General features: G+C 70.6%; 10 protein-coding genes. 3 read left to right on the top strand and 7 right to left on the bottom strand.

What is annotated here, in order from left to right; translation table 11 throughout:
• Nucleotides 1-104 precede the first annotated feature (104 nt).
• Nucleotides 105-3,236 carry an efflux RND transporter permease subunit gene (locus D588_RS0108815; RefSeq protein WP_017915706.1) on the bottom strand — a complete coding sequence of 1,044 codons (3,132 nt, stop codon included), beginning with the start codon at nt 3,234-3,236 and terminating at the stop codon, nt 105-107.
• Nucleotides 3,237-3,251: 15 nt separating this feature from the next.
• Nucleotides 3,252-4,406 carry an efflux RND transporter periplasmic adaptor subunit gene (locus D588_RS0108810; RefSeq protein WP_026143525.1) on the bottom strand — a complete coding sequence of 385 codons (1,155 nt, stop codon included), beginning with the start codon at nt 4,404-4,406 and terminating at the stop codon, nt 3,252-3,254.
• A gap of 144 nt (nt 4,407-4,550) precedes the next feature.
• Between D588_RS0108810 and D588_RS0108805 the strand changes: the two genes are divergently transcribed.
• Together D588_RS0108805 and D588_RS0108800 are read left to right on the top strand one after the other, a co-directional pair.
• Nucleotides 4,551-5,282, top strand: a complete 732-nt coding sequence (locus D588_RS0108805; RefSeq protein WP_051067644.1) for a response regulator — start codon at nt 4,551-4,553, stop codon at nt 5,280-5,282.
• Nucleotides 5,279-6,382: an ATP-binding protein gene (locus D588_RS0108800; protein WP_017915704.1), complete on the top strand. Its 1,104-nt coding sequence runs from the start codon at nt 5,279-5,281 to the stop codon at nt 6,380-6,382. Before D588_RS0108805 ends, D588_RS0108800 begins: the two co-directional genes overlap by 4 nt.
• 12 nt (nt 6,383-6,394) lie before the next feature.
• Here D588_RS0108800 and D588_RS0108795 read toward each other — a convergent pair whose 3' ends face one another.
• Nucleotides 6,395-7,006, bottom strand: a complete 612-nt coding sequence (locus D588_RS0108795; RefSeq protein WP_017912854.1) for a cytochrome b — start codon at nt 7,004-7,006, stop codon at nt 6,395-6,397.
• A 44-nt stretch (nt 7,007-7,050) separates the two neighbouring features.
• Nucleotides 7,051-7,644, bottom strand: coding sequence for a TetR/AcrR family transcriptional regulator (locus D588_RS0108790; protein WP_017915703.1), 594 nt, complete (start codon nt 7,642-7,644; stop codon nt 7,051-7,053).
• 422 nt (nt 7,645-8,066) lie between these two features.
• Here D588_RS0108790 and D588_RS28175 point away from each other — a divergent pair, with 422 nt between their 5' ends.
• Nucleotides 8,067-8,222 carry a hypothetical protein gene (locus D588_RS28175; protein ID WP_017910105.1) on the top strand — a complete coding sequence of 52 codons (156 nt, stop codon included), beginning with the start codon at nt 8,067-8,069 and terminating at the stop codon, nt 8,220-8,222.
• Nucleotides 8,223-8,261: 39 nt separating this feature from the next.
• Here the strand turns inward: D588_RS28175 and D588_RS0108780 are convergent, their stop codons facing one another.
• The 3 genes from D588_RS0108780 to D588_RS0108770 all read right to left on the bottom strand — a co-directional run.
• Complete coding sequence (locus tag D588_RS0108780) at nt 8,262-8,501, bottom strand: DUF1653 domain-containing protein (RefSeq protein ID WP_017915702.1); 240 nt, start codon at nt 8,499-8,501, stop codon at nt 8,262-8,264.
• Nucleotides 8,502-8,694: 193 nt separating this feature from the next.
• A complete protein-coding gene (locus D588_RS0108775; RefSeq protein WP_017915701.1) occupies nt 8,695-9,684 on the bottom strand; it encodes an MBL fold metallo-hydrolase in 990 nt (329 codons plus the stop codon).
• A 118-nt stretch (nt 9,685-9,802) separates the two neighbouring features.
• Nucleotides 9,803-11,009, bottom strand: a 1,207-nt coding sequence (locus D588_RS0108770) for a carbohydrate porin (RefSeq protein ID WP_017915700.1), incomplete at its 5' end; no start/stop codon positions are given.

Raw genomic sequence — 11,009 nt, 5'->3', positions numbered from 1 at the left:
GAGGGACTTCAGTCCCGACGCATTGCGCCATCGGAAAAGCACACCACGTCGCGCGGCCCGGCTGCACGACAGTCGACGGCCACAATGGCAGCGGCAGCGCCGATCTAGTTCTCGGCAGACGCACCCCCGCCGCGTCGCGCACGCCAGCGCGCCACCCGCTCCTGCAGCCCCACCACGCAGACGAAGAATGCCGGCACGAAGAAGATCGCCAGCACGGTGCCACTGACCATGCCGCCGAACACGCCGGTGCCGATGGCATGCTGGGTCTCGGCGCTGGCGCCGCTGGCCAGCATCAGCGGCACCACGCCCAGGGCGAAGGCCAGCGAGGTCATCAGGATCGGGCGCAGGCGCAGGCGCGCGGCGTTGGTCGCCGCCTCGAGCAGGCCCTGGCCGTCGCGGTGCAGTTGCCGGGCGAACTCGACGATGAGGATGGCGTTCTTCGCCGACAAGCCGATGATGGTGATCAGGCCGACCTTGAAGAACACGTCGTTGGGCAGGCCGCGCAGCATCACCGCGGCCACCGCACCGAGCAGGCCCAGCGGCACCACCAGCATCACCGACAGCGGGATCGTCCAGCTCTCGTACAGCGCCGCCAGCACCAGAAACACCACCAGTGCCGACAGCAGCATCAGCAGCGGCGCCTGCGCAGCCGACTGCCGCTCCTGCAGCGATTGCCCGGTCCAGGCCACGGCGAAGCCCGGCGGCAGTTGCGCGGCCAGCCGTTCCATCTCGGCCATGGCCGCGCCGCTGGACACGCCAGGCGCGGCGCCGCCGGTGATGCGCACGGCCGGGAAGCCCTGGAAGCGCGACAGCTGCTGCGGCGCGTCGGTCCAGGTGGCGGTCACCACTTCGCGCAGGGGCACCATGCCGCCCTCGGTGCTGCGCACGCGCAGGCCCAGCACGTCGTCCAGTTGCATGCGCGACGCGGCGTCGGCCTGCAGGATCACCTGCTGCATGCGCCCGGCGTTGGGGAAGTCGTTGACGTACAGCGAGCCCATCGCCGCCGACAAGGTGTTGCTGATCGCGGAGAACGGCAGGCCCATCGCTTCGGCATGCTGGCGGTCGATCTCCAGGCGGATGCTCTTGCCCGGCGGCAGCCCGTCCTGATACACGCCGCTGACCACCGTGCTGTCCGCGGCCAGTTGCAGCAGCTTCGCCTGCGCCGCCATCAGCGCGGCCTCGCCGCGGTTGCCGCGGTCCTGCAGGTACAGGGTGAAGCCGGAAGAGGTGCCGAGCTCGTCGATGGCCGGCGGCAGCAGGCTCATCACCGTGCCCTCGGGCAGGTCGGCCATGGCCTGCTGCACGCGGTCGGCTTCGTCGCTGGAGGTGGCGCCGTCGCGCTGGTCCCAGTCCTTGAGCATGGTGAAGGCCATGGCCGCGTTGGTGCCCGAGCCGGAGAAGCTGAAACCCAGGATCACCAGGTTGGAGGCCAGCGCCGGGCGCGTGGCGACGTGCCGCTCGAACGCCTTGACCACCGCCAGCGTGCGCTCGCTGGTGGCATCGGTGGGCAACTGGATCGAGGTCATGAAGTAGCCCTGGTCCTCTTCCGGCAGGAACGCCGAGGGCAGCACGCGCATGGCGAAGACCAACGCCACGCACAGGACCGCGAACACCGCCAGCACCCGCGCGCTGCGCCGCAGCAGCCGCGCCACGCGTGCGGCATAGCGGCCGGTCAGGCGCTCGAAGCCGCGATTGAACGCGCCGAAGAATCCGCGCTTGGCATGATGGCCGGGCGCGATCGGGCGCAGCAGGGTGGCGCACAGCGCCGGGGTCAGGGTCAGCGCCAGGAACGCCGAGAACAGGATCGACACCGCCATCGCCAGGGTGAACTGCTGGTAGATCACGCCCACCGAGCCGCTGGCGAAGGCCATGGGGATGAACACCGCGGTCAGCACCAGGGTGATGCCGACCACCGCGCCGGTGATCTCGCGCATCGCCTTGGTCGTGGCCTGCCGCGGCGGCAGGCCTTCGCTGGCCATGATCCGCTCGACGTTCTCCACCACCACGATGGCGTCGTCGACGATGATGCCGATCGCCAGCACCATGCCGAACATCGTCAGCACGTTGATCGAGAAACCGGCCAGCAGCATCACCGCGAAGGTGCCCAGCAGTGCGATCGGCGCGACGATGGCCGGGATCAGCGTGTAGCGCACGTTCTGCAGGAACAGGTACATCACGAGGAACACCAGCACCATCGCTTCGAGCAGGGTCTTGACCACCTGCTTGATCGAGAGCTTCACGAACGGCGCGGTGTCGAACGGGATCGAATAGCGCATGCCGGTCGGCATGCTCGCGGCCAGTTCCGCCAGCCGTGCCTTCACCGCCAGCGCGGTGCGCACCGCATTGGCGCCGGGCGAGAGCTGGATCGCCGCGCTGGTGGCGGGAGCGCCGTCCTCGCGGTTGGAGAAGCCATAGGACTGTGCGCCCAGCTCCACCCGCGCCACGTCGCCCAGGGTCACCCGCGCGCCGCCGCTGTCGGCACGCAGCACGATGGCGGCGAACTGCGCGGGCGTGGTCAGTTGCCCGGCCACGGTCAGCGGCACGGTCAGGCGTTGTCCGCGCACGGTCGGCTCGTCGCCGAGGCGGCCGGGCGCGATCTGCGCGTTCTGCTGTTCGATCGCCTGCGCCAGTTCGGTCATGGTCATGCCGTAGGCGACGAGCTTGTCCGGGTCCACCCACACGCGCATGGCCTGCTCGGCGCCGAACAGCTGCACGCGGCCGACGCCGTCGATGCGCCGCAGTTCCTGCACGATGTTGCGGGCCAGGTAGTCGTTGAGCGCCACCTCGTCGTAGCGGCCGTCCGGCGAGGTCAGGCCGACCAGCATCAGGAAGCCGGACGCGGCCGATTCCACCTGCAGGCCGTTCTGCCGCACCGCCTGCGGCAGGCGCGGCTCCACCGCCTTGATGCGGTTCTGCACGTCCACCTGCGCCAGCTCCGCATTGGTGCCGGGCTTGAAGGTGGCGGTGATCTGCGCGCTGCCCGAGGTGTCCACCGTGGACTCGAAATACAGCAGGTTCTTGACCCCCGACAGCTCGCGCTCGACCAGGCTCACCACCGAGTCGTTGAGGGTCTGCGGCGTGGCGCCGGGGTAGGACGCGATCAGCGACACCGAGGGCGGCGCCACCGAGGGATAGCGCGCCACCGGCAGCTGGCCGATGGCCAGGGTGCCGAACAGCACGATGAACAGCGCGATCACCCAGGCGAAGACCGGGCGTTCGATGAAGAACTGTGGCATGGCGGCGTTCCCGGTTCAGTCCGCGGCGGCGGTGGCGACCACCGGCGGCTGCCACGCACGCGCCTTCACCCGGGCGCCGCTGCTGAGCCGGTCGATGCCTTCGACCACCACCTGCTGCCCGGGTTGCAGGCCGGCGACGACACGGTAGTGCCCCTGCACCAGTTCGCCCAGCTGCACCGTCGCGCTGCGCACCTGCGCATTGGCGTCCAGCACCCACACCTGCGCGCGCTTGCCGACATGGGTGACCGCCTGCTGCGGCACGCGCAGCGCCTGCGCGTAGTGGGCGCGCGGCACCCGCGCCCGCACGTACATGCCGGGCAACAGGCGCCGCTGCGCGTTGTCGACGAGGATGCGCAGCAGCACATCGCCGGTGCCGGCATCGACGGTGATGCCGGAGAACAGCACGCGCCCGCTCAGTCCCGAGGGCGTGCCGCTGCGGTCGAGGATCTGCGCCGGCAGACTGTCGCCGCCGGTGGCCTGCGCGCGCGCGGCCGGATCCAGCGGGTCCAGGTCGCTGGCGGACTGGCGCACGTCGACGTAGACCTGGTCGATCTGCTGGATCACCGCCATCGGCGCGCTGTCGCTGGGCGAGACCAGCGCACCCTCGGTGAGCAGTGCCTGGTCGATGCGGCCGTCGATCGGTGCGTCGACGGTGGCGAAGGCCAGGTCCAGGCGCCGCCGCGACAGCGTCGCCTTGGCCTCGGCGACCGCCGCGGCGGCCTGGCTGCGCTGCGAGGCGGCGTCGTCGTACATCTGCCGGCTGACCATGCCGGATTCGACCAGCCGCTGTAGCCGGGCATGCTGCACGTCGGCCAGCACCTGCGCGGCCTCGGCACGGTGCAGTGCGGCCGCGGCGGTGTCCATGTCGGCCTTGAACGGCGCCGGGTTGATCTGGAACAGCGCATCGCCGCGCCGCACATCGGCGCCCTGCTCGAAGAAGCGACGCTGCACGATGCCGCCGACCTGTGGGCGGATCTGCGCGCTGCGCAGCGCGGCCACGCGCCCGGGCAGGTCCACGCTCACCGTCATCGGCGCAGGGTGCAGGGTCACAGCGGTGACCTGTACCGGCGCGGCCACCGCCTGCGGCTGCGCGCCGCCGCCGCAGCCCGCCAGGGCCAACGCCAGCGCGCCGCCGAGTCCCAGAGTCCGTACCTGTTGTCGCATGCCCATGCCTCGTGCCTCGTCGCTGCCGCCGCGGATGCGGCGGACGCCAAAGCCGCGCATGGTCGCGGCCGCGGGTTGCGCGGCGTTCGATGCGATGTGGAGATATGATGGAGATCCGCCCGTCCGGGCCGATGCGCCTTCGCTGCCTCCATGTCCGTTTCCTCTCCGGGCGCCGCCGTGCCCGCGTCCGCGCCGCTGGTCCTGATCGCCGAAGACGAGAGCGAGATCGCCGAGATCCTCAGCGCCTACCTGGCGCGCAGCGGGCTGCGCAGCGCCCACGCCGCCGATGGCCGCGCCGCGCTGGACCTGCACCTGGCGCTGGATCCGGATCTGATCCTGCTGGATGTGCAGCTGCCGGCGGCGGACGGCTGGAAGGTGCTGGCCGAACTGCGCCACCGCGGCGAGACCCCGGTGATCATGCTCACCGCGTTGGACCAGGACATCGACAAGCTGATGGGCCTGCGCCTGGGCGCCGACGACTACGTGGTCAAGCCGTTCAACCCGGCCGAGGTGGTGGCGCGGGTGCAGGCGGTGCTGCGGCGCATCCGCGGCAACGGTGCCGAGGAGGCGCGCAGCCTGCGCGTGGGCGCCTTCCATGTCGATCTGGACCAGCACGAGGCCAGCGTGCGGGTGGGCGAGCAGCGGCACACGCTGGACCTCACGCTCACCGAGTTCAAGCTGCTGGTGCGGCTGATGCGCGCGCCGAAGCGGGTGTTCAGCCGCGCCGAACTGCTCGACGCCTGCCTGCCGGAAGGCGACACCCAGGAGCGCACCATCGACAGCCACATCAGCAAGCTGCGCAAGAAGCTGGAGGCGCTGGGCGTGCAGGGCACGCCGGCCAGCGTGCGCGGCGTCGGCTACCGGTTCGGATCCGGCGCATGAATCGCGCCCCCGGGCTGCGCCGCCAGGTCATCCTGTCGCTGGGCGCGCTGGCGCTGTGGATCATCCTGCTGTCGGTGGTCGGCTCCTACGTGTTCTACGCGCTGGCGGCGGCCTACCAGCCCAACAGCATCTCCGACACCTGGGTGCCGTCGCGGGTGGAGATGATGTGGATCGGCGCCACCGCCGCACTGGCCGTGGCGATCGCGGTGGCGGTGGCGGTGCGGCTGTCGCGGCGCATCCTTACCCCGTTGAACTCGGTGGCGCACAGCCTGCGCGAAGTCGCCCAGGGCAACTTGCACGCACGCGCGAGCATGGATGCGCATGCGCTGGGCGAGACCGCGCAGCTGGTGCGCGACTTCAACGCCATGGCCGACCGCCTGCAGGCGATGACCCGCGAGCGCGCATTCTGGAATGCCGCCGTCGCCCACGAACTGCGCACGCCGGTGACGATCCTGCGCGGGCGCCTGCAGGGCCTGGCCGAGGGCGTGTTCGCGCCGGACGTGGCGGCGTTCGAGAGCCTGCTGCGGCAGGTGGAAGGCCTGAACCGGCTGATCGAGGACCTGCGCGTACTCAGCCTCACCGACAGCGGGCACCTGGAGTTGCAGCCGGCGCCGGCCGACCTGGCGCGGGAAGTGGAGGCCGTGCTGCATGCCTTCGGCGCCAGCCTGGACGCGCGCGGGCTGGTGCTGGAACCCGTGCTGGCGCTGCGCACGCCGGTGCTGTGCGATGCGGTGCGCATCCGCCAGGCGCTGATGGCCTTGCTCGAAAACGCGCAGCACTATGCCGAGCCGGGCCCGCTGCGGGTGGGCGTGCAGGCGGACGCGGGCCAATGCGTGCTGTTCGTGGAAGACACCGGCCCCGGCATCGCGCCCGAGATCGCCGCGCGGGTGTTCGATGCGTTCCGCCGCGGCGATCCGTCGCGTTCGCGCAAGAGCGGCGGCAGCGGCCTGGGCCTGGCGGTGGTCAAGGCCATTGCCGTGGCGCATGGCGGCGATGCGCTGTGCCTGCCGGCCGGCAGCGGGACACGATTCGAAGTGCGCTGGCCGCTGGCGCCAGTGGAGGCCGCGACGCGCACAGCGCAGGTGCCGGCGTCGCGCTAGAGGCGCGTTGGCTCAGGCGGAGGTCGCGTCGCTGCGCACGCGCGGTGTACGCCCCGGCAGCATGCGGGTCAGCACCTCGTCGCGGCGGACCCAGTGATGGAACAGCGCGGCTGCCACGTGCAGCAGTACGACGACCCATGCGATCCATTTGCCGATGAAGTGGTGGACCACGTCGATCGGCGCTTCGAACGCCTCCCAGCTCAGGTGCCAGGTGCGGCTGATCCAGGCGAACAGCGCGGTCTCGTTGAAGCCGGGAATGCGGAACAGGCCGAGGTCGGTCGGCGCGCCGGTGCCGATGTAGCCGGTCAGCGGCATCACGATCAGCAGCGCGTACAGACCCCAATGCGCCAGATGCGCGAGCCGGTGTTCCAGCGCCGAGCCCGGCGGATCGTCCGGTTGCACGTCCAGCCAGCGCCACAACAGCCGCGGCAGCACCAGGAACCCGACCAGCAGGCCCAGCACCCAGTGCAGGTTGAGCACCGGCAGCGAGGCGTCGGAGGTGTCGTCCATGAACCAGATGACGTAGTACACCACCGCATACGCGCCGATGAAGGCGGCGGCGGTGGTCCAGTGGAACAGCTTGGCGAGGGCGCCGAAGCGCTGTGCGGTATTGCGCCAGTGCATGTGCGTGATCCTGGTCGAGTGGCGAGGCGGGGAGTGCTGCGGAATCAGGGCGTGCGCAGGCTGTCGAGCAGCCGGTCCAGGGCGTGGAGCGCGTCGGCCAGCCGTGCATGCAGGTCGGCGTCCGGCTCGGCGATCCAGAACGCCGCCTCGGTGATCGCGCCGTAGAGCATGCGTGCCATCACCCCGGCATGCAGCGGCGCCACCGTGCCGGCGGCGATCAGGGCTTCCAGCGCCGCCTGCAGCGCGGCGATGCCCACCGACTGCGCCGCCGGCGGCACGTCGCCGAACACGGCGCGCGCGTCCTGCAGGATGATCCGGCGGATCTCCGGTTCCAGCGCCAGTTCCAGGTAGGTGCGGCAGCGGCGGCGGAAACCGTCCCACGGCGTGGGCGTGGCGTCGGACACCGCCTGCAGGCGCAGGCCCACCTCGGCCTCGATCTGCTCGATGACCGCGATCAGCAGGCCGTCCTTGCTGCCGAAGTGGTGATACAGCGCGCCACGGGTAAGACCGGCCTCGGCGGTCAACACGTCCATCGAGGTGTGCGCGAAGCCGTGCGTGGCGAACGCCTGCCGCGCCGCAGCCAGCAGGCTGGCGCGGGTGGTCTCGATCATCTCGCGGCGGCTGCGGCGCTGGTGCATGGGCGGGCCTTCATTCACATACGTGGCGTACGTTATTTGCGTACATGGCGTATGTCAATGCGTCCCGGTCGATTCGGCGTGCGCTGGGTAGCTTGGGCGGCACGGCGGCCGGTGCGCTCGGAAGGCCTGGGATTCGCGTGGCTTGCCCGTCCTGCGAACGTCTCGGCCAGGGCCTCTCAGGCATCGACAGCGCGATCGCCGCGGCGTGCGGAATGCGCCTGGTCGCAAACCCAAGCGATGCTGTGCCTGTCGCGAAGGCCGTCGTAAAGGCCGCCGTCGCGGCGGCTCAGGACTGCGCGACGGAACCGCTCATCGTGCGCATGCGACGCGCCGGCACGACGCCGACCTCACCGTCGCACTAGCCAAGGCCTTCACTGCGCGTGTGGTCTGGTGACCGCTGTGCAACCGAATTGGAGTGTCGAATGGACACCACGCTGATGCCCTGGGTCGCCGGACTGTTCGTCCTGCTCATCGCCGCGATGCTGTATCTGGTCACGCGCGCCAAGAAGAACCGCAACCGCCCGGCACAGGATCACGCCGCGACCAAGAGTGATGTGGACAGCGCGGCCAAGCGCTAGCGTCTCGCGTCGGGCGCGGCGCGGTCGCCTGCGCCGTGCTCAGGCGTCCGCGTCGATCGGTGCGAAGCGCGGGCGGCGTACGCCATCGATCTCCACCTGCTCGACGAACATCGGATACGGCCGCACCCACAGCGTGCCTTCGCCGTACAGCGGTCGGTACAGCACCAGCGGTTCCAGCGTCTCGCTGCTGCGGACCACGCCCAGCACCTCGTATTCGCCGCCCTTGAAGTGGCGATAGCGGCCGAGGGCGATGGAAGGCAGCGGGCTGAGGTCGCGCATGACGGTGTCCTGGTGGGCGGGAGCGCGAGTGTAGCCGTCTGCACCTGCGCTCTCTCTGCGTCGCGAGGGCGAATTGCGCGACCGCGGCGGTTCGCCGCGTCGTGACGACGGAACGCTCCTGCGGGGGGATCTCAGGCAACCGGCCTTGAGAAGCACCGTCCATCGTCGCCCGCATGCTTCACTTCTGCGCACGTCAAGGCGCCAAATCGGCGAAGTCGAACGCCTGGCCCGGCTCGGCGGCGACGAAGTCCGCCGCGTCGATGCCGGCCAGGTGCAGTGCGGCGGCCAGCGCTTCGCGCGGCTCATCACGCCCTTCGTCGGTGAGCTGGAAGGTGCCCCAGTGGATGCCGAGCGCGCGCCGCGCGCCGGTGTCGCGGAAGATCCGCACCGCTTCGGTGGGGTCGATGTGCTGTGGCGCCATGAACCAGCGCGGCGCGTAGGCGCCGATCGGGATCAACGCCACGTCGGGCGCGCCGTGCCGGTCGCGGATCTCGCGGAAGATGGCGCCATCGCCGTAGCCGGTGTCTCCCGCGAACCACACCGATCCCCGCGCGGTCTCGACGAAGAAGCCGGACCACAGCGCCATCCTGCGGTCGGCGATGCCGCGGCTGGACCAATGGTTGGCGCGGGTCAGCGTCGCCGTCGCGGTGTCGCCGATCGGCAGCCGGTCGTGCCAGTCGCCGGTGGCGATGCGCGCATCGGGCACGCGCTTGCGCAGCAGGACGTCGTTGCCCAGCGGCATCACGAACAGCGGCTGGTGCGCGTCGTGCAGCGTGCGCAAGGTCGCCAGGTCGAAGTGGTCGTAGTGGTTGTGGCTCAGCAGCACCGCATCGATGGGCGGCAGGTCCGCGAAGCGGATGCCCGGTGCCGTTACCCGCTTGGGCCCTGCGATCTGCGAAGGGCTGGCGCGCTGCGACCACACCGGGTCGGTGAGCAGGTTGAGGCCGGCGGCCTGGATCAACAGCGTGGCGTGGCCGACCATGGTGATGCGCAGGCCGTCGTGCCGCGGTGCAGGCATGGCCGGCGTCACCGCGACCTGCGCAGGCCAGCGCACCGCGCCCATGGCGGCCTTCCAGCGCAGGACCTTGCTCAGCGCATTGTCGATCGTGGGCTGGCCGGGGTTGAAGAAGCGCACGCCATCGAAATGGTCGCTGACGGGGCCACGGTAGTAGGGGTTGGCCATTGAGGCGCGATCCGGATGACGCAAGGGGAGGGAAGGTTAACCGCCAGCGGCGCAAGCGTGCGTGCGCGCCTGCCTCGGCTGCCGCGATATCGGTCCCCGGCCGGTGCCAAGTGCGGCCTCACTTCGGCGTGCCCAGCCCACCCATGTTGAGCATCACCCGCAAGCCGATCACCAGCGCATCGTCGGGCGCACGGCGCGCCGCGGGATTGCCCAGGATGTCGGGATGGACGATGTACTGCACGTTCGGCACCAGGAACAGCGGCGTCTGCGCGATGCGGTAGCTGTAGTTGAGTTCGAACATGAGTTCGTTGCGCGCGATGTCCGCGGCCGCGCCGCGCTTGCGCAGCAGGTCGTTCATGTAGCCCTGCTGGTCCGCACTGAAGCGGTAGTAGTGCGCGATCGCGCCCATGCCGTCGCCGGGCCGTGCCGCGAACGGGCCGCTGTAGTACAGGCCGGCGGTGACCTGCAGGTCGTAGACCTGGTGCTTGTCGAACGGTGCGGCGATGTTGCCGAAGGCGACCAGCATGCGCTTGCTCGCCATGCCCTGCGGCCGGTACAGCGCGCGTTCGCCGAGCGCGTAGGCGCCCCAGCGCCCGCCGTCGTACAGGCGCGCGGGGCCGCCGACCAGCCCGCGCAAGCCCCCGGCCTGGTTGTAGCGCAGGTCGCTGTAGTCGGCCGAGTTGTACCAGAGGCCGGCGAGGTAGCGCGGTGCGCCCTTGCCCAGTGCGGGATCGGGTTCGTAGCCGACCTCGAGCGTGCCCAGCACGCCGCTGCTGTCGGCGGTGCTCCAGTCCAGGCCGTGGTTGTTCTTGCGCTGCGGGTTCAGTTCGAACGCGCCCACCGACACGTAGGTGGCGTCAGGCTTGTAGCGCAGCTTCGTGCCCCAGTTCACGTAGGGAAAGCCGACGAAGCCGCCATCGGCCTGGCTCAGCTGGAACGGACAGTCCGAGGCGCTGACGAAGCGGCAGCCGTAGCGGCTGCGCGCGAACTGCCAGGTGGTGTTCATGCGCCCGGCGACCAGTTGCCAGCGCCCGTCGGCGAAGCTCTGTTCCCAGGTCAGTTGCGCCAGTTGCGCCTGCTGCTGCGGGTACCAATAGCCCTGCACCTTGACGCCGTTGCCGATCTGCCGCTGCGAGAGGCTGTCGCCGTAGTACCAGGCGCCGGTGACGTGCAGCGTGGCACCGGGAATGCCGAACAGGCGTTGCAGATCCAGGTCGGCGCCGGCGACCACGCCGCCGGCATTGCGGTCGCCGCGCGACAGGCCGCCGTCGACGTTGCGCGCGTAGTCGTTGGACCAGACCAGGCGCGGCGCGATGCCGTGGTCG

It is taken from the genome of Xanthomonas sp. SHU 308 (genome assembly GCF_000364645.1).
Taxonomy (GTDB): domain Bacteria; phylum Pseudomonadota; class Gammaproteobacteria; order Xanthomonadales; family Xanthomonadaceae; genus Xanthomonas_A; species Xanthomonas_A sontii.
Note: the sequence above shows the minus strand (reverse complement) of the source record. Positions and strands in the feature narration are given on the sequence as shown.

Coding starts and splice junctions, on each gene's coding strand:
- D588_RS0108815 (WP_017915706.1), bottom strand. CDS start 3,236: ATGCCACAGTTCTTCATCGAACGCCCGGTCTTCGCCTGGGTGATCGCG.
- D588_RS0108810 (WP_026143525.1), bottom strand. CDS start 4,406: ATGGGCATGCGACAACAGGTACGGACTCTGGGACTCGGCGGCGCGCTG.
- D588_RS0108805 (WP_051067644.1), top strand. CDS start 4,551: ATGTCCGTTTCCTCTCCGGGCGCCGCCGTGCCCGCGTCCGCGCCGCTG.
- D588_RS0108800 (WP_017915704.1), top strand. CDS start 5,279: ATGAATCGCGCCCCCGGGCTGCGCCGCCAGGTCATCCTGTCGCTGGGC.
- D588_RS0108795 (WP_017912854.1), bottom strand. CDS start 7,006: ATGCACTGGCGCAATACCGCACAGCGCTTCGGCGCCCTCGCCAAGCTG.
- D588_RS0108790 (WP_017915703.1), bottom strand. CDS start 7,644: ATGCACCAGCGCCGCAGCCGCCGCGAGATGATCGAGACCACCCGCGCC.
- D588_RS28175 (WP_017910105.1), top strand. CDS start 8,067: ATGGACACCACGCTGATGCCCTGGGTCGCCGGACTGTTCGTCCTGCTC.
- D588_RS0108780 (WP_017915702.1), bottom strand. CDS start 8,501: ATGCGCGACCTCAGCCCGCTGCCTTCCATCGCCCTCGGCCGCTATCGC.
- D588_RS0108775 (WP_017915701.1), bottom strand. CDS start 9,684: ATGGCCAACCCCTACTACCGTGGCCCCGTCAGCGACCATTTCGATGGC.